Source organism: Ralstonia sp. 1138, assembly GCF_040544795.1.
Taxonomy (GTDB): domain Bacteria; phylum Pseudomonadota; class Gammaproteobacteria; order Burkholderiales; family Burkholderiaceae; genus Ralstonia; species Ralstonia flatus.
The window spans coordinates 817,518-840,208 of sequence record NZ_JBEPKQ010000003.1; the positions used below are offsets into that span (position 1 = coordinate 817,518).

Annotated in this window: 20 protein-coding genes; 14 read left to right on the forward strand and 6 right to left on the reverse strand. The window is 63.5% G+C overall.

Annotation, left to right across the window (positions count from 1 at the left end):
• Window positions 1-71: 71 nt before the first annotated feature.
• From acnA to ABIC76_RS16730, 6 genes are all read right to left on the reverse strand, one after another.
• On the reverse strand, window positions 72-2,777 hold the full coding sequence (gene acnA, locus ABIC76_RS16705) for an aconitate hydratase AcnA (RefSeq protein ID WP_354534621.1): 2,706 nt from the start codon (window positions 2,775-2,777) through the stop codon (window positions 72-74).
• A gap of 76 nt (window positions 2,778-2,853) precedes the next feature.
• Window positions 2,854-3,252 (reverse strand): 2-methylcitrate dehydratase, encoded by a 399-nt coding sequence (locus tag ABIC76_RS16710; RefSeq protein WP_354534622.1) that lies wholly within the window; start codon window positions 3,250-3,252, stop codon window positions 2,854-2,856.
• A 35-nt stretch (window positions 3,253-3,287) separates the two neighbouring features.
• Window positions 3,288-3,836, reverse strand: coding sequence for a hypothetical protein (locus ABIC76_RS16715; RefSeq protein WP_027681076.1), 549 nt, complete (start codon window positions 3,834-3,836; stop codon window positions 3,288-3,290).
• A 262-nt stretch (window positions 3,837-4,098) separates the two neighbouring features.
• Window positions 4,099-4,995 carry a methylisocitrate lyase gene (gene prpB / locus ABIC76_RS16720; RefSeq protein WP_354534623.1) on the reverse strand — a complete coding sequence of 299 codons (897 nt, stop codon included), beginning with the start codon at window positions 4,993-4,995 and terminating at the stop codon, window positions 4,099-4,101.
• 23 nt (window positions 4,996-5,018) lie between these two features.
• Window positions 5,019-5,999: an HpcH/HpaI aldolase/citrate lyase family protein gene (locus ABIC76_RS16725; RefSeq protein WP_354534624.1), complete on the reverse strand. Its 981-nt coding sequence runs from the start codon at window positions 5,997-5,999 to the stop codon at window positions 5,019-5,021.
• Between the two features lie 118 nt (window positions 6,000-6,117).
• Window positions 6,118-7,104 (reverse strand): malate dehydrogenase, encoded by a 987-nt coding sequence (locus ABIC76_RS16730; RefSeq protein WP_027681079.1) that lies wholly within the window; start codon window positions 7,102-7,104, stop codon window positions 6,118-6,120.
• Window positions 7,105-7,456: 352 nt separating this feature from the next.
• On the opposite strand from ABIC76_RS16730, the gene ABIC76_RS16735 reads away from it, so the two are divergent.
• The 14 genes from ABIC76_RS16735 (at window position 7,457) to truA (ending at window position 22,678) form a co-directional block, all read left to right on the forward strand.
• Window positions 7,457-8,266, forward strand: coding sequence for a GntR family transcriptional regulator (locus ABIC76_RS16735; RefSeq protein ID WP_027681080.1), 810 nt, complete (start codon window positions 7,457-7,459; stop codon window positions 8,264-8,266).
• A 270-nt stretch (window positions 8,267-8,536) separates the two neighbouring features.
• A complete protein-coding gene (gene sdhC / locus ABIC76_RS16740; protein WP_027681081.1) occupies window positions 8,537-8,947 on the forward strand; it encodes a succinate dehydrogenase, cytochrome b556 subunit in 411 nt (136 codons plus the stop codon).
• 10 nt (window positions 8,948-8,957) lie between these two features.
• Entirely contained in the window at window positions 8,958-9,323 is a 366-nt protein-coding gene (gene sdhD, locus ABIC76_RS16745; RefSeq protein ID WP_012762259.1) for a succinate dehydrogenase, hydrophobic membrane anchor protein, read from the forward strand.
• A 3-nt stretch (window positions 9,324-9,326) separates the two neighbouring features.
• Window positions 9,327-11,105: a succinate dehydrogenase flavoprotein subunit gene (gene sdhA, locus ABIC76_RS16750; RefSeq protein WP_027681082.1), complete on the forward strand. Its 1,779-nt coding sequence runs from the start codon at window positions 9,327-9,329 to the stop codon at window positions 11,103-11,105.
• A 22-nt stretch (window positions 11,106-11,127) separates the two neighbouring features.
• Window positions 11,128-11,829, forward strand: a complete 702-nt coding sequence (locus ABIC76_RS16755) for a succinate dehydrogenase iron-sulfur subunit (protein WP_009241007.1) — start codon at window positions 11,128-11,130, stop codon at window positions 11,827-11,829.
• A gap of 71 nt (window positions 11,830-11,900) precedes the next feature.
• Window positions 11,901-12,188, forward strand: a complete 288-nt coding sequence (locus ABIC76_RS16760; RefSeq protein ID WP_009241006.1) for an FAD assembly factor SdhE — start codon at window positions 11,901-11,903, stop codon at window positions 12,186-12,188.
• A 122-nt stretch (window positions 12,189-12,310) separates the two neighbouring features.
• Window positions 12,311-13,612 (forward strand): citrate synthase, encoded by a 1,302-nt coding sequence (gene gltA, locus ABIC76_RS16765; RefSeq protein WP_004634431.1) that lies wholly within the window; start codon window positions 12,311-12,313, stop codon window positions 13,610-13,612.
• 228 nt (window positions 13,613-13,840) lie between these two features.
• Complete coding sequence (gene leuC, locus ABIC76_RS16770; protein WP_027681083.1) at window positions 13,841-15,250, forward strand: 3-isopropylmalate dehydratase large subunit; 1,410 nt, start codon at window positions 13,841-13,843, stop codon at window positions 15,248-15,250.
• Between the two features lie 23 nt (window positions 15,251-15,273).
• The gene (gene leuD / locus ABIC76_RS16775) at window positions 15,274-15,924 is read left to right on the forward strand and encodes a 3-isopropylmalate dehydratase small subunit (protein ID WP_027681084.1); all 651 of its coding nucleotides are present in this window, start codon (window positions 15,274-15,276) and stop codon (window positions 15,922-15,924) included.
• Between the two features lie 28 nt (window positions 15,925-15,952).
• Window positions 15,953-17,023 (forward strand): 3-isopropylmalate dehydrogenase, encoded by a 1,071-nt coding sequence (gene leuB, locus ABIC76_RS16780; protein ID WP_354534625.1) that lies wholly within the window; start codon window positions 15,953-15,955, stop codon window positions 17,021-17,023.
• An 80-nt stretch (window positions 17,024-17,103) separates the two neighbouring features.
• Window positions 17,104-17,280, forward strand: coding sequence for a hypothetical protein (locus ABIC76_RS16785; RefSeq protein ID WP_155954077.1), 177 nt, complete (start codon window positions 17,104-17,106; stop codon window positions 17,278-17,280).
• Between the two features lie 82 nt (window positions 17,281-17,362).
• On the forward strand, window positions 17,363-18,466 hold the full coding sequence (asd, locus tag ABIC76_RS16790; RefSeq protein ID WP_004634424.1) for an aspartate-semialdehyde dehydrogenase: 1,104 nt from the start codon (window positions 17,363-17,365) through the stop codon (window positions 18,464-18,466).
• A 388-nt stretch (window positions 18,467-18,854) separates the two neighbouring features.
• A complete protein-coding gene (gene tapV, locus ABIC76_RS16795) occupies window positions 18,855-21,770 on the forward strand; it encodes a FimV/HubP family polar landmark-like protein TapV (RefSeq protein ID WP_354534626.1) in 2,916 nt (971 codons plus the stop codon).
• Between the two features lie 83 nt (window positions 21,771-21,853).
• Entirely contained in the window at window positions 21,854-22,678 is an 825-nt protein-coding gene (gene truA, locus ABIC76_RS16800) for a tRNA pseudouridine(38-40) synthase TruA (protein WP_354534627.1), read from the forward strand.
• Window positions 22,679-22,691 lie beyond the last annotated feature (13 nt).

The window sequence follows — 22,691 nt, forward strand, 5'->3', positions numbered from 1 at the left end:
GCAGGCAATAAAAAACCGGCTCCGAAGAGCCGGCTTTCGATCTGCACCTTCGCAGCGTGGTGGCTTGAAACTTAAGCCGCCAGCAGCTGGCGCAGCACGAACGGCAGGATGCCGCCGTGCTTGTAGTAATCCACCTCGATCGGCGTGTCGATGCGCAGCAGCACTTGCGCACGCGTGGTCTCGCCGTTGGCGCGATGGATGACCAGGGTGACGTCCTGTTGCGGCTTGATTTCGCCGTCGAGGCCCTCGATGTCGAAGGTTTCGTCGCCTACGATGCCCAGCGATTGCGCCGAGTCGCTACCCTTGAACTGCAGCGGCAGCACGCCCATGCCCACCAGGTTCGAGCGGTGGATACGCTCGAAGCTGCGTGCGATCACGGCTTTCACGCCCAGCAGCTGCGTGCCCTTGGCGGCCCAGTCGCGCGAGCTGCCCGTGCCGTACTCTTCGCCACCGAACACGACCGTCGGCGTGCCTTCGGCGATGTACTTCATGGCGGCATCGTAGATCGACATTTGTTCGCCGCTCGGCTGGAACAGCGTTTCGCCGCCTTCCACGCGCGAACCGTCCGCCTTGGCGGGGATCATCAGGTTCTTGATGCGCACGTTGGCGAACGTGCCGCGCATCATCACCTCATGGTTGCCGCGGCGCGAACCGTAGCTGTTGAAGTCGGCCTTGAGCACGCCGTTGGCCAGCAGGTACTTGCCGGCGGGCGACGTTTCCTTGATCGAACCGGCCGGGGAGATGTGATCGGTCGTCACGGAATCGCCGAACACGCCGAGTGCGCGGGCGCCCTTGACCGATGCCGAAGCAGCCGCCGGCGTCATGCCAAAGCCTTCGAAGAACGGCGGCTCGGCGATGTACGTCGACTTCGGCCAGTCGTAGACCTGGCCCTTCGTGCCCTTGACGTTGGCCCACAGCTTGGACGGCTTCTTGACCTGCTCGTAGTTCGTGCGGAACGTGTCGGCGTTCATCGCAAACTTCATCAGCTTGGCGATCTCGTCCGAGCTTGGCCAAATGTCGCCCAGATACACGTCCTTGCCATTCTTGCCCTTGCCGACCGGCTCGGTCATGAGATCGCGCGTCACGTTGCCGGCGATCGCGTAGGCCACGACCAGCGGCGGCGAGGCCAGGAAGTTGGCGCGGATGTTCGGGTGGATGCGCGCTTCAAAGTTGCGGTTGCCCGACAGCACGGCGGCCGCAACGATGTCGTTCTTCACGATGGCTTCGTTGAGTTCCGGCGTCAGGTCGCCGGCGTTGCCGATACAGGTCGTGCAGCCGTAGGCCGTCACGCCAAAGCCGAGCTTTTCCAGATACGGCAGCAGGCCGGCGGCTTCCAGGTACTTCGTCACCACGCGGCTTCCCGGGGCGAGCGAGGTCTTGATGTGCGGCGCCACTTCCAAACCGGCTTCGACGGCCTTCTTGGCCAGCAGGCCCGCTGCCAGCAGCACGCTCGGGTTGGAGGTGTTCGTGCACGAGGTGATGGCCGCGATCAGCACGTCGCCGCTCTTCACGTCGACGCCGTTGGTGGTCGTGAAGGTCTTGTCGAGGTCTTCCGCTTTCTTGTTGAAGCCGTTCTCCGCAACCGGCTTCGAGAACAGCGACGAGAACGTCGACTTCACGTTACCGATCTCGATGCGGTCCTGCGGGCGCTTCGGACCGGCCAGCGACGGGGCCACCGTGCCGAGGTCCAGCGTCAGCGTCTTGGTGTAGTCGATTTCGCCGGCCTTCGGCACGCCGAACAGCTTCTGCGCCTTGAAGTAGCCTTCGAACGCAGCGATTTCTTCCTGCGTGCGGCCCGTGCCCTTGAAGTAATCGATGGTCTTTTCGTCGACCGGGAAGAAGCCCATCGTGGCGCCGTATTCCGGAGCCATGTTGCCGATGGTTGCGCGGTCCGGCAGCGACAGGCTGGCCGTGCCTTCGCCGAAGAATTCGACGAACTTGCCGACGACCTTTTCCTTGCGCAGCATTTCGGTGATCGTGAGCACCAGGTCGGTGGCGGTGCAGCCTTCGCGCAGGCGGCCCTTCAGCTCAACGCCGACAACGTCCGGCGTCAGGAAATACACCGGCTGGCCGAGCATGCCTGCTTCCGCCTCGATGCCGCCCACGCCCCAGCCCACCACGCCGATACCGTTGATCATGGTGGTGTGGCTGTCGGTGCCGACCAGCGTATCCGGGTAGAACACGCCGTCCTTCTTGTGCACGCCGCGCGCCAGGTATTCCAGGTTGACCTGGTGGACGATGCCGAAGCCCGGCTGCACCACGCCAAACGTGTCGAATGCCTGCATGCCCCACTTCATGAACTGGTAGCGCTCGTTGTTGCGCGAGAACTCCAGTTGCATGTTCAGATCCAGCGCCTTCTTCTCGCGGAAGTGGTCGATCTGCACCGAGTGATCCACGACCAGGTCGACCGGCACCAGCGGCTCGATCTTCTTGGGGTTCTTGCCCATGCGCTCGGCCACGTTGCGCATGGCGGCCAGGTCGGCCAGCAGCGGCACGCCGGTAAAGTCCTGCAGCACCACGCGGGCGACCACGAAGGGGATTTCGTCGACGCGCTCGGCGGTCGGCTTCCAGTTGGCCAGTTGCGCGACGTGCTCTTCGGTCACCTTCTTGCCGTCGCAGTTGCGCAGGACGGATTCCAGCACGATGCGGATCGACACCGGCAGGCGCTCGATCGCCACGCCCAGTTCCTTGCCCAATTGCGGCAGGGAGTAGAACTTGCCGGTCTGGCCACCGTTGATCTTAAATTCCTTGAGTGTTTTTTTCAGATTGTGGGGCATGGCATGACTCCAAGGCTTGAGGATTGCGCGGGGTGCCGGGGCGCCCCGTGCGGATACATCAAATCGACAAAATCAATCACATACAAACCGGCAAATGCATTGACCGGCATGGCTGCTGGCCGGTCGGGTACTGCGCCACGACGCCGCTGAACGTCTTGCCGCCGTGGATGCGGGCGGGGATGCCATGGGCAATCGAACGCTTCTTGGCGTCGAGGTCATTCGTGGTGAAACGCTTGTCGCCAACGCGGGCAATTTTCATGCGCAGCGCATGGCTGCGTTGGCCGCGGGCGACGGTATCTTGGTGCGCCTCGATTGCCCGAGGGGCGAAGAGGGCGGTGCCTGGAGCCATCGTGCCATGTGGCTCGACGGCTCCAGCTGCGGCGGGCCCAAGGCGCCCGGCGCATCCATGCAAGGTCACGTCGTCGACGATGACCTTGTCCGGATGCGGGCGGATGTTCGCAACGGGTGCGGACATGGGCGGTTCCTGTGGGCCTGTTGCGTGATAGCGCGTTATTGCTGGGCCGGTTGGGCGGTGCCCGGTGCCGGAGCGGGGGCCGGGGCGGGAGCCGCGCTGTCCGGCGTCATCAGCGGCAGGCCGGCCGGAGCGCGCAGGGCGCCGGCTTGCGTCGGGGCCGGTGCGCCGGCAGCCATTTCGGCGGTCTGGCACTCATCGGCCAGGCGGTGGCCTTCGTTGCGGTCGAACAGCATGGCCTTGGCCGGGATCACCACCAGGTCGAAGCCGGTCTTCTGGTCGAAGTAGCGGTCAGCGCCGGTGCGCGTCAGCTGGCGCGGCAGGTCGTAGTTCTTGCCCTTCCAGTGCAGCTTGATGATCTGGTCACGCGTCATGTCGCCTGCAATGTAGAGCTCGTTGCCGAGTTCGCACTTCCATTGCACGCCTTCAGGCTTGGCGGCGACAACAGGCGCTGCCTTCTTGGTGACCTTCTTCTTGGCCGGAGCCTTCTTGGCGGCCGGCTTTGCGGGCGCGGTCTGGGCGGTTGCGTACTGCGATGCAGCCAGCGAAAGAACGCCGGCACAGGCGCCCACGATGAATTTGTTCATAGGGTTTCCTTCGGTAATTCGGTAAGACAGAGTAGGGAGGCGGCAGCCAGGTCACGGATGCCACGGCATTTCGCACACCGGCCGGTATTTTGACCGATTTGCACGCCGTGCCCAACGTTCTGTTACATGCGGGTCCGACATCTCCGCCAAACGGGGGTGTCGTGCCGGCATCAGCATCGTTTTTGGGGCGTTCCCGGGCAATTTACCCCGCCACTTTTGCCTTCCGTTCTCCTTGCTTGCGTTGGGATGGATGCTGGCCGGCTCAGCCGCGGTTCTGTGCGAAGAGCGCGTCCAGCTTGGCTTCGTAATCGTGGTAACCGATGCTGTCGTAGAGTTCCATGCGCGTCTGCATGGTGTCGACGACGTTCTGTTGCGTGCCATCGCGGCGAATGGCTGCGTACACGTTCTCCGCAGCCTTGTTCATCGCGCGGAATGCCGACAGCGGATACAGGATCATCGACACGCCGGTGGAGGCCAGCTCGTCGCGCGTGAACAGCGGCGTCTGTCCGAATTCAGTGATGTTGGCCAGCACCGGCACCTTCACCGCGTCGACAAACTTGCGGTACATCGACAGTTCCGTCATCGCCTCGGGAAAGATCGCATCCGCGCCGGCTTCCACACAGGCCACGGCGCGTTCCAGGGCGCGGTCGAACCCTTCGACGGCCAGCGCATCGGTGCGGGCCATGACGACAAAGTTGGCGTCGGTGCGGGCATCGACGGCTGCCTTGATGCGATCGACCATCTCGTCCTTCGAGACGATCTCTTTGTTGGGCCGATGGCCGCACCGCTTGGCGCCGACCTGATCTTCGATATGCATGGCCGCGGCGCCAAACTTGATGAGCGACTTGGTCGTGCGCGCCACGTTGAACGCGGAAGCGCCAAAGCCCGTGTCGACGTCCACCAGCAGTGGGACGTCACACACATCGGTGATGCGGCGGACGTCGGTCAAAACGTCGTCCAGGCCAGATATGCCGAGGTCAGGCAAGCCCAGCGAGCCTGCCGCCACACCGCCGCCCGACAGATAAATCGCGCGATAGCCGGCGCGCTTGGCCAGCAGCGCATGGTTGGCGTTGATGGTGCCGACAATCTGCAGCGGCGATTCTTCGACCAGCGCCTGGCGGAAGCGGGCGCCTGCGCTGGTTTGGGTGTTTGCCGTCATGGCGAATCTCCTCTCTATGCTCGTCACGCGAAGAAGCGCGCAACGGCGTCGGCCGGCATTTCCACGCCGGTGGTATGCGCGCGTTGCAGCACGGCCCACCAATAGCGATAGCTCGCGCGGTCGTGCAGCCGGCCTTCATGCTGGATCGGGCCCCACGCGGCCTCCTGCGCAGCCGCAAGAATGGCGCTCGCGTGTGTCACTTCTTCGTGCGACGGGCGGAACGCCGAAACGATCGGCGCGATCTGGTCCGGGTGGATGCTCCACTTGCGCAGATAGCCAAACTCGTTGCGGGCACGGGCGGCATCGGCGCCGGCGCGGTCCGGGTGCTTGATATCGGTGCTGACGTTGTGCGACGGTACCTTGCCGTGCGCGTGGCACGCGGCCGAAATCTCGGTAAGCGCGCGGCGGATCAGCGGATGCTCGAACTGCTCGGGCGAGCCCATCGCCGCGCCGGGAATCGCACCGTTGTGCGCGGAAACGAAATCCATCAGGCCGAAACTCAGGCATTCGACCTGTACCAGCGACGCAATATCGAACACCTGCGCCAGCGCGCCATGCGTTTCGATCAAGACGTGGATCGGCAGGTGCCGTGCAATGCCCGCCGCCTTGGCGGCTTGGTTGACGCGATCGGTCACGCGTGCCACTTCCACCACGTCACGCACTTTCGGCACGGTCACGTAGGCGAGTCGGCTGCCGGCAAGGCCGACGAGGATGTCGACGTCTTGCGTCCACGCGTCGTGGTTCGGATCGTGGATGCGTACGCCGACGCGGTTGAAGCGGTTGTCGTCACTGTTGATGAGCGCGGCGGCCAGTTCGGCATGCGCGCGTTCCTGGCCGACGGCGGCGCCGTCTTCGCAGTCAAACGTGATATCGAAAACGGGGCCAAGGGCTTGTTGCAGGGCGAGCGACTTGCGCATCAGCTTTTCTGCGCCCGCGTAGTGGTCGCAGACCGGCAACTGGGCCGGCAGGGCATCGTCCTGGAACAAAACCTCGGTGGGGTGCACGGGGTGGTATCGGTTGGGCGGCGCTTGTGGCGCCTGCGTTTTGTTCGAAATGCAGGTGTAAAAAAACCGGAGGGGTCGCTGCCGATCCGCTCCGGTTTTTTCTTTTAGATCATGCGGATCACAGCAGATGCTGCACGCCTGCACGCTCGCCTTCCAGCTCGTCGAGCGTGATCTTGATCTTGCCTTGGCTGTACTCGTCGATTTCCAGGCCTTCGACGATCTTGTACTTGCCGTTTTCCGTGGTGACCGGGAAGCCGAACATCACGTCCTTCGGAATGCCGTATTCGCCGTTCGACGGGATGCCCATCGTGACGATCTTGCCGTTGCTGCCGAGCACCCAGTCACGCACGTGGTCGATGGCTGCGTTGGCAGCCGAAGCAGCCGACGACAGGCCGCGCGCTTCGATGATGGCGGCGCCGCGCTTGCCAACGGTCGGCAAGAACACGTCGTTGTTCCACACAGGGTCGTTGATCATGTCCTTGACGCTCTTGCCGTCGATCGTGGCGTAGCGGTAGTCGGCGTACATCGTCGGGCTGTGGTTGCCCCACACGAACAGCTTTTCGATGCTCGACACCGGCTTGCCGGTCTTGGCGGCGATCTGCGACAGGGCACGGTTGTGGTCCAGGCGCAGCATGGCGGTGAAGTTCTCGCGCGGCAGGTCCGGCGCCGACTTCATGGCGATGTAGGCGTTGGTGTTGGCCGGGTTGCCTACCACCAGCACCTTCACGTTGCGCGAGGCAACGGCGTTCAGGGCCTTGCCTTGTGCCGTGAAGATCTGGGCGTTGGCCGACAGCAGGTCAGCACGCTCCATACCCGGGCCGCGGGGGCGGGCGCCCACCAGCAGGGCCACGTCGACGTCCTTGAACGCGGTCATCGGGTCGGAATGCGCTTCCATGCCAGCCAGCAGCGGGAATGCGCAGTCTTCGATCTCCATCATCACGCCCTTGAGCGCCTTCTGGGCCTTCTCATCGGGGATTTCCAGCAGTTGCAGGATGACGGGCTGATCCTTGCCCAGCATTTCGCCGGCGGCGATGCGGAACAGCAGGGCGTAACCGATCTGTCCAGCAGCGCCGGTCACTGCGACGCGCATGGGTGCTTTTGCCATGAGAACTCTCCAAACGGTAGTGAAAGCGGATCGCACTGCGCGCGGCGGGCATCCCGGCAGGATGTCGGTGCAGCCTCGCAGGCATTGCCGGCAACGGTCGGCGCCTCGTGGGCGGTCGGCTCAGAATCGGCAAGAGCCTCGCAGTTTACTGCGTCCGCATGACGATGTGGAAACACACTTGCGATTGACCTTGAGGCCGTCGTGGCGTGTGTGTGGGCCGTCGCCCGGAACAGGCGCGAGTGTAGGTCCGGCCTTGCTCGAAAGTCAATTAATCTTCTGTCTTATATAAGACATAAGACATTCTATAAACGGGCTGGACGCCTTTGTCGCTTTTGTGGTGAAATCGGCAGTTATGTCGAGCACACCCAGCCCTCTATCTGCTGCGATGCCGCCCTCGGGCGGCGAAGGCGGCGCGTCGCCTGCGTCTGCTGGCGGCGCGGGCGGCTCTCCCACCTTCAGCCCGCTGTATCAGCAGATCAAGACGCTGATCCTGCAAAGCTTGCAAGCCGGCGAATGGAAGCCCGGCGAGATGATCCCCAGCGAGATGGAATTGGCGGCCCGCTACAAGGTCAGCCAGGGGACCGTGCGCAAGGCGATCGACGAATTGGCTGCCGAAAACCTGGTCGCGCGGCGCCAGGGCAAGGGCACCTTCGTGACCACGCATTACGAAGAAGGCGTGCAGTTCCGCTTCTTGCGTCTGATGCCGGAGCAGGGCGAGCAGCATTACCCGAGCAGCCGCGTACTCGAGTGCAAGCGCATGCGGGCGCCGGCCGAGATCGCCAGGCTGCTCGAACTGAAGGCCGGCGACAGCGTCGTGCAGATCCGCCGCATCCTGTTCTTTTCGGGCGAGCCGACGGTGCTGGAGGAGATCTGGCTGCCGGGGGCGAGCTTCAAGGGCCTCACAGCCGAAAAGCTGACGGAGTGGAAGGGGCCGATGTACGCGTTCTTCGAGGCGGAGTTCGGCGTGCGCATGTTGCGTGCCACGGAGCGCATCCGCGCTGTGGCAGCGGACGCCGCTACGGCCGAGTTGCTGTCGGTGGCGGTTGCCTCGCCGCTGCTGTCGGTGGAGCGCGTCTCGCACACGTTCGGCGACAAGCCCGTGGAAATACGCCGTGGCCTGTACGTCACGACGCGGCATTACTACCAGAACGAGCTGAGTTGACGGTGCTTCCTCAGGCGCGATTCGTGCGGTTGAGCCAACTCAATGGCGTTTCACCTTGTGCGTCGCGCAACAGCGCATTGCGCGTCATGAGGGCAAGGTAAAGAGGACAATCTGCCCCCGTATCACGCCGCTGGCAGGCGAGGGCACGAAGCACAAAAGTGGAGCGCGTCGCATGGAATTATTGGTGCGCTGCGCAACAAAAGCGCGCTAGAATCTCGCGGATTTGTGCAAAGCTGTTTTGTTTGTTGATTAGCCAATTGGGGTCTGACCATGGCAGAAGCCATCAAGAAAGCCAGGCCGGTCTACAGGAACATCGGTTTGGGCGATATCGCCCGCTACCGCTTGCCCTGGGCCGGTAAGGTGTCCATCCTGCACCGTGCCAGCGGTGCGCTGATGTTCCTTCTTCTTCCGTTCGTGCTGTACTTGTTTGAGCAAAGTCTCACGTCGGAAATCAGTTTCGCCAAGTTCTCGGCGCTTCTGTCCAACGGCTTCGCCAAGGTTGTCGTCCTCGCGCTCATCTGGGCTTATCTGCACCATTTCTGCGCAGGCATCCGTTACCTGATCCTCGATCTGCATATCGGCATCGACAAGACCTCGGCCTCCAAGTCGGCTGTGAGCGTCCTCATCGTCAGCCTGCTGCTGACGGTCGTGTTCGGCGCCAAGCTGTTCGGCCTGTTCTGAGGAGTCCCTGATGGCAAATAACAATATTGGTCCCAAGCGCCTCGTTGTCGGCGCGCACTACGGCCTGAAGGACTTCCTCGCGCAGCGCGTCACCGCCGTGATCATGGCGGTCTACACGATCGTGTTGCTGGCTGCATTCCTGCTCTCGAAAGACACGTCGTACCAAAGCTGGGCCGGCCTGTTCTCGAACCAGTGGATGAAGATGCTGACGTTCCTGGCGTTTGTGTCGCTCACGTATCACGCCTGGATCGGTGTCCGCGATATCTGGATGGACTACGTGAAGCCCGTGGCAGTGCGTTTGACGCTGCAAGTGTTGACGATTCTGTGGCTCGTCGGTTGTGCGGGCTACGCAGCTCAGATTCTCTGGAGGGTTTAAGACATGGTCGCAGTCAAGACTGGGCTGCCGCGCCGCAAATTCGACGTCGTGATCGTCGGTGCGGGCGGTTCGGGCATGCGCGCATCGCTGCAGCTGGCAGAAGCCGGCCTCTCCGTGGCCGTGCTGTCCAAGGTGTTCCCCACCCGCTCGCACACCGTTGCGGCGCAGGGTGGTATCGGTGCTTCGCTGGGCAACATGAGCGAAGACAATTGGCACTATCACTTCTACGACACCGTCAAGGGTTCCGACTGGCTCGGCGACCAGGACGCGATCGAATTCATGTGCCGCCAGGCGCCGAACGTGGTCTATGAACTGGAACACTTCGGTATGCCGTTCGACCGCAACGCCGACGGCACCATCTACCAGCGTCCGTTTGGCGGTCACACGTCGAACTACGGCGAGAAGCCCGTGCAGCGGGCCTGCGCCGCGGCCGACCGTACCGGCCACGCGCTGCTGCACACGCTGTATCAGCGTAACGTGCGGGCCAAGACCCACTTCTTCGTCGAATGGATGGCGCTGGATCTGATCCGCGATCAGGACGGCGACGTGCTGGGCGTGACGGCGCTGGAAATGGAAACCGGCGAGGTCTACATCCTCGAAGCCAAGACGACGCTGTTCGCAACGGGCGGTGCAGGTCGGATCTACGCAGCTTCCACCAACGCCTTCATCAACACCGGTGACGGCCTGGGCATGGCAGCGCGCGCAGGCGTTCCGCTGGAAGACATGGAATTCTGGCAGTTCCACCCGACCGGCGTGGCCGGCGCGGGCGTGCTGATCACGGAAGGCGTGCGCGGAGAAGGCGGCATCCTGCGTAACAAGGATGGCGAGCGCTTCATGGAGCGCTATGCCCCGACGCTGAAGGATCTGGCGCCGCGTGACTTCGTGTCGCGCTCGATGGACCAGGAAATCAAGGAAGGCCGCGGCTGCGGCCCGAACGGCGACTACGTGCTGCTCGACCTGACGCACGTCGGTGCCGAGACCATCATGAAGCGCCTGCCGTCGATCCGCGAGATCGGCCTGAAGTTCGCCAACGTCGACGCCATCAAGGAACCGATTCCCGTGGTGCCGACCATCCACTACCAGATGGGTGGCATTCCGACGAACTATCACGGTCAGGTCGTGGTGCCGAAGAACGGCAACCCGAACGAGGTCATCAACGGCTTCTACGCGATCGGCGAATGCTCGTGCGTGTCCGTGCACGGCGCGAACCGCCTGGGCACGAACTCGCTGCTCGACCTGGTGGTGTTCGGCCGTTCGGCGGGCAACCACATCATTGCGCAGAACCTGAAGAATCGCGAGCACAAGCCGTTGCCGGCCGACGCTGCCGACCGTGCGCTGTCGCGCCTGGCCAAGCTCGATTCGTCCAGCTCGGGCGAGTACGCGCAGGACGTCGCCAACGACATCCGCCGCAACATGCAGTCGCACGCTGGCGTGTTCCGTACGCAGAAGCTCATGGATGAAGGCGTCGAGCGCATCCTGGAAGTGGCCGAACGCGCTGGCAACATCCACCTGAAGGACAAGTCCAAGGTGTTCAACACCGCGCGCGTCGAAGCGCTGGAAGTGGCCAACCTGGTGGAAGTGGCGAAGGCAACGATGGTGTCGGCTGCCGCTCGCAAGGAATCGCGCGGTGCACACGCCCACAGCGACTTCCCGAACCGCGATGACGAAAACTGGATGAAGCACTCGCTGTGGTATTCCGAAGGCAACCGCCTGGACTACAAGCCGGTGCAGTTGAAACCGCTGTCGGTGGAAACCGTGCCGCCCAAGGCGCGTACGTTCTAACGGATAAGAAGGACCCACAAAAATGAAGCGTATTTTTGAAGTCTATCGCTACGATCCGGACAAGGACGCAGCGCCCCGCATGCAGACCTACGAGGTTGAACTCGACGGTCACGAGCGCATGCTGCTCGACGCGCTGGTCAAGCTGAAGAAACTGGACGAGTCGATCGCGTTCCGTCGTTCGTGCCGCGAAGGCGTGTGCGGCTCCGACGCCATGAACATCAACGGCAAGAATGGTCTGGCCTGCCTGACCAACATGCGTGAACTGCCCGAGAAGATCGTGCTGCGTCCGCTGCCGGGGCTGCCCGTGGTGCGCGACCTGATCGTCGACATGACGCAGTTCTTCAACCAGTACCACTCGATCAAGCCGTACCTGATCAACGACGAGCCGCCGCCCGAGAAGGAGCGTCTGCAGTCGCCGGAAGAGCGTGAAGAGCTTGACGGCCTGTATGAGTGCATTCTGTGCGCGAGCTGCTCGACGTCGTGCCCGTCGTTCTGGTGGAACCCGGACAAGTTCGTCGGCCCGGCCGGTCTGCTGCAGGCGTATCGTTTCATCGCTGACAGCCGTGATCAGGCCACCAGCGAGCGCCTGGACAACCTGGAAGATCCGTACCGCCTGTTCCGCTGCCACACCATCATGAACTGCGTCGATGTGTGCCCGAAGGGTCTGAACCCGACGAAAGCCATCGGCAAGATCAAGGAATTGATGGTGCGTCGCGCTGTGTAAGGCGCGAGTCAGGGCACTTTGGCATTGTGTGTCGCCGGAGCGGTTTCTCCGGCGACACATTTCTGGAAAGTATGGTTGCTGTGAACACTCCGACGTTCTCCCATCAGTCCGATCCGCACAAGCGTGCCCGTTTGCGCTGGCGTGCCCGACGCGGCCTGCTTGAGAACGACATCATCGTCGAGCGCTTCTTCAACCGCTATGAGACGGAACTGTCGGATGACGACGTTGCCGCGCTCTCGCAGTTGTTCGAGCTACCCGACAACGACCTGATGGATCTCCTGCTTGCACGCAAGGAGCCGGAGGGCGAACTCGACGTGCCCCACATTCAGCACGTCCTGACCTTGCTGCGCTCGGTCTGAACTGGCGCGCGAGAGGTTGCCGCAAGACGAATCGGTCCAGCCGCCCCCGGCCGGCGCCCCTTGATCCGTCTGGCGGGAGTCTCCCGACTTCATTTTTATAAACAGCAGAGAAGGAAACCGACATGACGCCGTCCGAAGTGAAAGCCACCCTATCGTTTTCCGATGGCTCGCCCAGCGTCGAGCTGCCGATCTATAAGGGCACGGTTGGCCCGGACGTGATCGACATCCGCAAGCTGTACGGTCAGACGGGCAAGTTCACGTACGACCCCGGCTTCATGTCGACTGCGTCGTGCAATTCCAAGATCACCTACATCGATGGTGACAAAGGTGAGCTGCTGTACCGCGGCTACGCCATCGACGATCTGGCCAGCAAGTGCGATTTCATGGAAATCTGCTATCTGCTGCTGAAGGGCGAGTTGCCCAACGCCAAGCAGAAGGAAGAGTTCAACCATGTGGTGACGAATCACACCATGGTCCACGAGCAGATGCAGTTCTTCCTGCGCGGGTTCCGCCGTGACGCCCACCCGATGGCCGTGCTGACGGGCTTGGTCGGCGCCATGAGCGCGTTCTATCCGGACGCTGCCAACATCAATGACCCGCGCGAGCGTGAGATTTCGCAGATTCGCCTGATCGCCAAGCTGCCGACGCTGGTGGCCATGGCGTACAAGTACAACATCGGCCAGCCGCTCATCTATCCGCAGAACAACCTGTCGTACACGGGTAACTTCATGCGCATGATGTTTGCCACGCCGTGTGAAGACTACAAGGTGAACCCGGTGCTGGAGAAGGCACTGGACCGCATCTTCATCCTGCACGCAGACCACGAGCAGAACGCCTCCACGTCGACGGTGCGTCTGGCGGGCTCGTCGGGCACCAACCCGATCGCTGCCATCGCTGCCGGTATCGCCTGCCTCTGGGGCCCGGCGCACGGCGGCGCGAACGAAGCTGCGCTGAACATGCTGGAAGAAATCGGTACCGTGGACAAGGTGCCCGAGTTCATCAAGCAGGTGAAGGACAAGAACAGCGGCGTGCGCCTGATGGGCTTCGGCCACCGCGTGTACAAGAACTATGACCCGCGCGCCAAGCTGATGCGCGAAACCTGCCACGAAGTGCTGAACGAGCTGGGCCTGCATAACGACCCGCTGTTTAAGCTGGCGATGGAGCTGGAAAAGATCGCCCTGGAAGACGAATACTTCGTCAGCCGCAAGCTGTACCCGAACGTCGACTTCTACTCGGGCATCGTGCAACGCGCGCTGGGCATCCCGACCTCGATGTTCACCTGTATCTTCGCGCTGGCCCGCTCGGTTGGCTGGATTTCGCAATGGGAAGAGATGATCACCGATCCGGAATACAAGATCGGCCGTCCGCGCCAGCTGTTCAACGGCGCCGCTACCCGCGAAGTGCCGTCGATCGACAAGCGCTAAGCCAAGGCTGTTCGCCTTGCAGAAACCCCGTCCGGGAAACCGGCGGGGTTTTTTTGTTGGGCGCCGCTTGAGAGCCCGGAAAGGGCCTTCGCGAAATGGCGAAACCCCCTTTCGCCAGTCACGTCCGGTGCCCAATGCACCGGGTGGCATAATCGATCACTCCCCACGAAACAGCTCGCGCAGCGGCCCTGAATTTCCAAGATGGGCACGTTGTGTACGGATCGCATCATGGCCAAGACGCTCTACGACAAACTTTGGGACGATCACGTCGTTCATACCGAAGAAGACGGCACGACCGTCCTCTACATTGATCGTCAACTGCTGCACGAAGTGACGAGCCCGCAGGCGTTCGAGGGCCTGAAGATGGCCGAGCGTCCTGTGTGGCGCATCAGCGCAAACCTGGCCGTGTCGGATCACAACGTTCCGACCACCGACCGCTCGCACGGCATTGCCGACCCGGTTTCCAAGCTGCAGGTCGACACGCTCGATGCCAACTGCGACAGCTACGGCATCACGCAATTCAAGATGAACGACAAGCGTCAGGGCATCGTGCACGTGATCGGGCCGGAGCAGGGCGCGACGCTGCCGGGCATGACGGTGGTCTGCGGCGATTCGCACACCAGCACGCACGGCGCATTTGGCGCGCTCGCGCACGGCATCGGTACGTCGGAAGTGGAGCATGTGTTGGCCACGCAAACGCTGCTCGCCAAGAAGAGCAAGAACATGCTCGTGAAGGTGGAAGGCACGCTGCCGCGTGGCTGCACGGCCAAGGACATCGTGCTCGCCATCATCGGCAAGATCGGTACGGCCGGCGGCACGGGCTACGCCATGGAGTTCGGCGGCTCGGCCATTCGCGCGCTGTCCATGGAAGGCCGCATGACGGTGTGCAACATGGCGATCGAGGCGGGCGCCCGCGCCGGCATGGTCGCCGTGGACGATGTCACGCTGGAGTACGTCAAGGGCCGCCCGTTCGCGCCGCAAGGCGTGGAATGGGAGCAGGCCGTCGCCTACTGGCGCACGCTGCATTCCGACGAGGGTGCGCATTTCGATCAGGTGGTCGAGCTGCGTGCGGAAGAGATTCGCCCGCAGGTGAGCTGGGGCACGTCGCCGGAAATGGTGGTCAGCATTGAAGACCGCGTGCCGGATCCCGACAAAGAGAAAGACCCGAACAAGCGCAATGCCATGGAGCGCGCGCTCGAATACATGGGCCTGCAGCCGAACGTTGCCATCAGCGACATCAACATCGACAAGGTCTTCATCGGCTCGTGCACCAACAGCCGGATCGAAGACATGCGCGCCGCAGCGTGGGTCGTGCAGAAGCTGGGCAAACGCATTGCGTCGAACGTGAAGCTGGCGATGGTGGTGCCGGGCTCGGGCCTCGTGAAGGAGCAGGCCGAGCGCGAAGGGCTCGACAAGATTTTCAAGGCGGCAGGTTTCGAGTGGCGCGAGCCGGGCTGCTCGATGTGTCTCGCCATGAACGCGGACCGCCTCGAGCCGGGCGAGCGCTGCGCGTCCACGTCCAACCGCAACTTCGAAGGCCGTCAGGGCGCGGGTGGTCGCACCCATCTGGTCAGCCCGGCGATGGCTGCCGCAGCCGCGCTGGAAGGCCACTTCGTCGACGTGCGCAAGCTCGCTTGAGCGGCAGGATAGAGAGAGCAATCATGGAACAATTCACCATCCACACCGGCCTCGTGGCCCCGCTCGACCGCGAGAACGTCGACACCGACGCGATCATTCCGAAGCAGTTCCTCAAGTCGATCAAGCGCACCGGCTTCGGCCCGAACCTGTTTGACGAGTGGCGCTACAAAGACGTGGGCGAGCCTGGCCAGGACAACAGCAAGCGACCGCTGAATCCGGACTTCGTGCTGAACCAGCCGCGTTACAAGGGCGCCTCGGTGTTGCTGGCGCGCAAGAACTTCGGCTGCGGCAGCTCGCGTGAGCACGCACCGTGGGCGCTGCAGCAGTACGGCTTCCGCGCCATCATCGCGCCGAGCTTTGCCGACATCTTCTTCAACAACTGCTTCAAGAACGGCCTGCTGCCGATCGTGCTGACGGAATCGCAAGTCGACCATCTGTTCAACGAGACGCAAGCCTTTACGGGCTACCAGCTGACCGTCGACCTGGACAAGCAGGTCGTCGTCACGCCGGGCGGTACGGCCTATCCGTTCGACATCACGGCGTTCCGCAAATACTGCCTGCTCAACGGCTTCGACGACATCGGCCTGACCTTGCGCTACGCCGACCAGATCAAGGCTTACGAAGCGCAGCGTCTGGCCAAGATGCCGTGGCTCGCCCACAAGCTCGTCGGCTGAGCGGATACAGAACAACAAGGACAACCACATGACCAAGATTGCAGTGTTGCCGGGTGACGGCATTGGCAAGGAAATCGTCGCCGAGGCCGTGAAGGTGCTCAAGGTGCTGGGCGAGCCGTTCGAGATGGAATTCGCCCCGGTGGGCGGCGCGGGCTACGAGGCCAAGGGTCATCCGCTGCCGGAAGACACGCTCAAGCTCGCCAAGGAAGCCGACGCGATCCTGTTCGGCGCCGTGGGCGACTGGAAGTACGACACGCTGGCGCGCGAACTGCGCCCGGAGCAGGCCATTCTGGGCCTGCGCAAGCACCTGCAGCTGTTCGCCAATTTCCGTCCGGCGATCTGCTATCCCGAACTGGCCGGCGCATCGAGCCTGAAGCCCGAGATTGTGTCCGGTCTCGATATCCTGATCGTGCGCGAACTGACCGGCGACATCTACTTCGGTCAGCCGCGGGGCGTGCGTGCCGCACCGGACGGTGTGTTCGCCGGCGCGCGCGAAGGCTTCGACACCATGCGCTACGCCGAGCCGGAAATCCGCCGCATCGCGCACGTCGCCTTCCAGGCTGCCGCCAAGCGCGGCAAGAAGCTGTGCAGCGTCGACAAGGCCAACGTGCTCGAGACGTTCCAGTTCTGGAAGGACATCGTCACCGACGTGCACAAGGAGTATCCGGAAGTCGAGCTGTCGCACATGTACGTCGACAACGCGGCCATGCAGCTCGTCAAGGCGCCGAAGAACTTCGACGTGATCGTCACCGGCAACATGTTCGGCGACATCCTCTCGGATGAGGCGGCCATGCTGACGGGCTCGATCGGCATGCTGCCGTCGGCGTCGCTCGACGCGAACAACAAGGGCTTGTATGAGCCGTCGCACGGTTCTGCGCCGGACATCGCGGGCAAGGGCGTTGCCAACCCGCTGGCGACGATCCTGTCCGCCGCGATGATGCTGCGCTACTCGCTGAACAAGGCCGAGCAGGCCGATCGCATCGAAAACGCCGTCAAGAAGGTGCTCGCCCAGGGCTATCGCACGGGTGACATCCTGACGCCGGGCTGCAAGCAGGTCGGTACGGTCGAGATGGGCGACGCGGTGGTCGCTGCCCTGTAAACCAAACGCGCGTTGCGGTGCCGTCACATCTGGCGCCGCAATCGTCGTTTTTTCGGTGGACACATGTTGCAGTGCATTGTGTGGCCGCCAAATCGTGTATATTTTTGCAGATGATCTCGATCGCGCTCCCCGTCCTCGTACTGGGCATTCTGGGCACCCTGGCTATCGCCGCCAAGGGCACCGCCGCGCGCGCTCGCATGACGCCTGTCGAGATTCGCACGACCACGAAAATCATTACCAAAAAAACGATCTCGTAGATCGTCCGTCGTGCCCGTTCGCCTTCCCCGCGCGGTCACGCCGGGCGACCGAGGCGGGGAAAATCACTAGAGGTTCACAATCATGAAGGTAGGTCTCGTCGGTTGGCGCGGCATGGTCGGCAGCGTGCTGATGCAGCGCATGCAGGAAGAAAAGGATTTCGACCTGATCGACACCGTGTTTTTCAGCACCAGCAACGCCGGCGGCAAGGCGCCTGCATTCGCCAAGACGGATGCACCCCTGGCCGACGCCAACGACATCGAAGCACTGAAGGCCTGCGACACGATCATCACGTGCCAGGGCGGTGACTACACGACCGAAGTCTTCCCGAAGCTGCGCGCTGCCGGCTGGAACGGCTACTGGATCGACGCCGCCTCGACGCTGCGCATGGAAGACGACGCCGTGATCGTGCTGGACCCGGTCAACCTGTCGCTCATTAAGAACGCTGTGGCGGCTGGCACCAAGAACTTCATCGGCGGCAACTGCACCAACTCCATCCTGCTGATGGGCGTGGGCGGCCTGTTCCGCGAAGGCCTGGTCGAATGGGTCAGCTCGATGACCTACCAGGCGGCTTCGGGCGGTGGTGCGAACCACATGCGCGAACTGCTCAAGGGCATGGGCGTAATTCACGGTGCCGTGGCCGATGAGCTGGCCAATCCGGCTTCCGCCATCCTGGACATCGACCGCAAGGTTGCCAAGACCATCCGCGAAGATGTGCCGACCGAATTCTTCCCGGCGCCGCTGGCTGGTGGCCTGATTCCGTGGATCGACAAGCAGCTCGACAACGGTCAGTCGAAGGAAGAGTGGAAGGGGCAGGCCGAGGTCAACAAGATCCTGGGCACGGCGCAGACGATTCCGGTCGATGGCCTGTGTGTGCGGATCGGCGCAATGCGCTGCCACAGCCTGGGCCTGACGCTCAAGCTCAAGCGCGACCTGCCGCTCGACGAAATCGAGCAGATCATCCGCTCGGGCAACCCGTGGGTGAAGTGGGTCCCGAACGATCGCAGCATCACGGAGAAGGAACTGACGCCGGCCTCCATCACCGGTGGCCTGGAAATCGGCGTGGGTCGCGTGCGCAAGCTCAACATGGGGCCGGAATATGTGAGCGCCTTCGTGATCGGTGACCAGCTTCTGTGGGGCGCCGCCGAGCCGCTGCGCCGTACGCTCCGTATCCTGCTGGGCAAGTGATTCAGGCTTTGCTTTCGTTGTCGGGGCCTGCATCGGAGACGGTCGTTGCGGCCTGACAACAGAAAGTGTGCTTTTTCAACCAACGCCGCGCGGCCTGCGCGGCGTTGTGCCATCTGGATGCCCACGGCTTGTAACGTTGGTACACAATAGCGGCCGGAACGCCGTCCGCCCATTCGTGGGGTGGACGCAGCACGGGGAAGGGTTAGCGCCACATGAAGCACGCGCATTCCGGGGGGTACGTCGGGTGCTTCAGAATCTCGCCAATTGTGTCGTTTTCATAAAAAATTGACGGCGGTTCTTATCCAGCATTTCACGTTTTGGGTGAACTTGCTGCGCTAACTCGTTGATGTTAAGTTCGTTTGCACATTAAAAGATAACGGAGTCGAAGGTGAGGGTGAGCCAATACCGCCGGAGAGAATCGTCCCATCGCAGTCCTCGCTGGTCGGCCGTCGCGTTTGCTGCGGCGAGCCTGCTGCTGATCCAGCCTGCTGCGCAAGCGGCGGGTTTCGGCGCGCTGCATGTGCGTTCCAGCCTCGGCCAGCCGCTGCAGGCCGAAATCGATCTGACCGGCGTGACGCCCGAAGAGGCGCAAAACCTGGTCGCCAAGCTGGCTGCACCGGATGCCTATTCGCGTGCCGGCCTGACCTACAACCCGATCGTCTCCTCGCTGCGTGCCTCGTTGGAACGCCAGTCGAACGGCAATTACGTGGTGCGCCTGCGCTCGACGCAGCCCGTCGCAGAGCCGTTCGTCGATGTTCTGGTTGACCTGAACTGGGCGAGCGGCCACGTTTCGCGCGCCTATACGTTCCTGCTGGACCCGGTCGGCTCCAGCAATACCGCACAGAATTTCGCGCCGACGCCGGTTGTGCAGGCCACGACGCCTGGCGCGGCTGAACCGGCACCGTCTGCTTCGACTGCTCAACCGCAAGCGGCGGCCCCGGCTGCCGCCTCCCCGGCACCGACCCGGCAGCCCCGTGCTGCTCGTCAGGCGGCACGTCCGCAGCAAGCGGCACCTGCTGCCGCCGCGCCGGATGCTACGCCGGGTGGTTCGTATACGGTGCAGCGCGGCGATAGCCTGTACGACGTGGCTTCGACGGCCGCGCAAGGCCAGGACGCCGTTTCGCTCGACCAGATGCTGTTGGCGCTGTATCGCAACAATCCCAACGCTTTCATTGGCGGCAACATCAACCGTCTGCGTACCGGCTCGGTACTCAAGGTGCCGTCGCAGGCCGAAGCGCAGAAAACGCCAGCGCGTGAAGCGCGCCGCGAAGTCATTGCGCAGACGTCCGGCTTTGGCGGGTATCGCAATCGCCTCGCCACGGCGGCAGAAGCCAACGCCGCCACGGATACCGACTCCGCCCGCCAGCAGAGCGGCAGCGTGTCGGCCCGCGTGCAGGATCAAGCGACGCCGGCTGCCAGCGGCCGCGACGAACTGCGTCTCTCCAAGGCAGACCGTACCGGCAAGGCGGGTGCGGCAGCCGCCCGCGATGAGGAACTCGTCGCCAAGGAGCGTGCGCTCAAGGAAATGGAATCGCGCGTTGCGCAGTTGGAGAAGAATCTCTCCGACATGCAGCGCCTGGTCGAATTGAAGAACGCCGAGCTGGCCAAGGCGGCCAGCGCCGCCAAGCCTGCCGCTGGTGCTGCCCCGTCGACGGCCGCGCCTGCAGTGGCCGCGGCCAATGCCCCGGCACCCGCACCGGCCGCTGCTGCTTCGTCAGCGCCGGCTCCTGCTGCCGCTGCACCTGCAGAAACGGCCGCTGCTGCACCGGCTTCCTCCGCGACGGCTGCGACGGCAGCTTCCGCGCCGGAAGCGGCCTCGGCGCCGGTAGCGGCAGCGTCGGCACCGCAGGCGGCCAGCGCCCCGGTGGCGGCTGCCTCCGCGCCCGCCGCCGCGCCGAAGAAGGCCCCGGTGGTTGTGGCCCCGCCGCCCCCGATTCAAGAGGAATCGTTCCTCTCGTCGTTGCTGGGCAACCCGATGGCCCTGGGCCTGGGTGGCTTGGTCGTCGCGCTGCTGGGCGGTCTGGTGGTGTATCGCCGTCGCCAGCAGAAGCCTGAGCAGGCACATGGCTTCCAGGACAGCTTGCTGTCACAGGAAAGCACCGTGATGGCGGGTGCCAACTCGCTGTTCGGCGCCGCCGGCGGTCAAAGCGTCGACACCTCGCAGCACAGCGTGTTCGGTGCGGATTTCCGCATTGGCGGCGGCAACGAGAGCAACGAGGTCGACCCCATCGCCGAAGCCGATGTCTACATCGCCTACGGCCGCGACGTGCAAGCCGAAGAAATCCTGCGCGAGGCACTGGAGCAGCATCCGGAGCGCCAAGCCATTCGCCTGAAGTTGATGGAAATTTACGCCAATCGTCAGGATGCCCACGGCTTCCAGACCATTGCTGAAGAGATGCTGGCGCAAGTTGGCGCGTCCTCGCCGGAATGGGCGGAGGCTGCCGCAATGGGCCGCAAGTTCGATCCGGCCAACCCGCTGTATCTGACGGTGCAGGGCGACGGAAGCCATCCGGGTGCCGAAGCGCACGCAGAGCCCAGCCACGCAGGTGCCGCGGTTGCAGGCGCCGCTGCGCTGGCAGGTGTGGGCGCCGCAGTGGCCGCCGAAGCCTTCAGCCCGACGGTGACGGGGCAGACCACCCGCCGCGGTGATGACTGGACGACGCTGTCTCCGGATCTGGATCCGTCTGCGCCGTCGACCAAGGCACCGCAACTGGCCGATTTCGATCTGCCGCTGGAGTCGTTCCCTGCGCCCGCAGCGGGCGAGCCGATCACTGCGCCGGAAGAGGCCTCGGATATCTTCAAGGTGCATGCCGAACCCCAGGCCGATCTGCCGCAGTTCAACGCGCACGCTGGCGAGGCTTATCAGCCCGTCGCTGCGCCGCCGCTGCACATGGATCTGTCGGACTTGTCGCTGGACTTGAACCCGACGCCGCCCGCGGCGGAAACAGCGGCTCCGGCAGCATCGGTCGCTGCCGAGGAAAGCCTGCCGAGCTGGGCGCAGCCGGCGGACCTGTCGCAGGCCCCGATGCACTTCGAATCGGAGCCGCATCATGCAGAGCACGCCGAGGTTGCCAACGACGAGCCGCAATCGGCGATCCGTCTGGACACCAACTTGCCGCACACGCTGTCGGGCGAGCACGGTGCCGATGGTGTGCGCGATCTGCAGATCAAGTTCGATCTGGCCAAGGCCTACATCGAGATTGGCGATAAGGAAGGCGCTCGCGAACTGCTGCAGGAAGTGCTGGACCTGGGCGATCCGTCGTTCCACGCCGAGGCGCAAGCCTTGATGCGCCAGATCGGCTGACGCACCGCGTTCTACGCCATCGACAGCGCCGGCAGGGTGGTATCCTGCCGGCGTTTTTCTTTCCGCATGAGGATTCACACGGCATGACGCGCATCGCGCTTGGCATCCAGTACGACGGTGCCGCGTTTTCGGGTTGGCAATCGCAACCGCACGGCAACACCGTGCAGGACGCGCTGGAGGCGGCGCTGCGGCAGTTTGCCGGCGTGGCGTTGCCGACCACGGTGGCCGGCCGCACCGATGCCGGTGTGCATGCGCTGGGCCAAGTGGTCCATCTGGACACTGACCTCGTGCGCGAACCGTTCTCCTGGGTGCGCGGAACCAACGCCTTTCTGCCGCCGACGGTGGCCGTGCGATGGGCGCAGGAGATGCCGGAAGATTTCCACGCACGCTTCTCCGCGCATCGCCGCACGTATTACTACGCGCTGACCTTTGGTCCGACGCGGGCTCCGCTGCTCGAAGACAAGGCCGGCTACGTGATGCTGCCGCCCGGCCACTCCCTTGACGTGGCAGCCATGAACGAGGCGGCCCAGGTGCTGGTTGGCGAGCACGATTTCTCGTCGTTCCGCGCGGCCGAATGCCAGGCCAAGTCGCCCGTCAAAACGATGTACTCCATCGAGGTGCGAGGCGAGGGCGAATGGGTGTTCGTGCGCATTCGCGGCAGCGCGTTCCTGCACCACATGGTGCGCAACATCATGGGCTGCCTCGTGGCGATCGGGCGCGGTCGGCAGCCGGTGTCCTGGATGGGCGATGTGCTGGCCGCCCGCAGCCGCGTGGCCGCCGCGCCAACTTTCATGCCCGACGGCCTGTATCTGGCCGAGGTCGGCTATCCTGATGCTTTCTCGTTGCCGACGTCTCCGACATCGTCCAGCCTGTTTCGCGGCGTGTTCGACGAGCACGCCGGCCTGTGAATCCCGCTTCCGC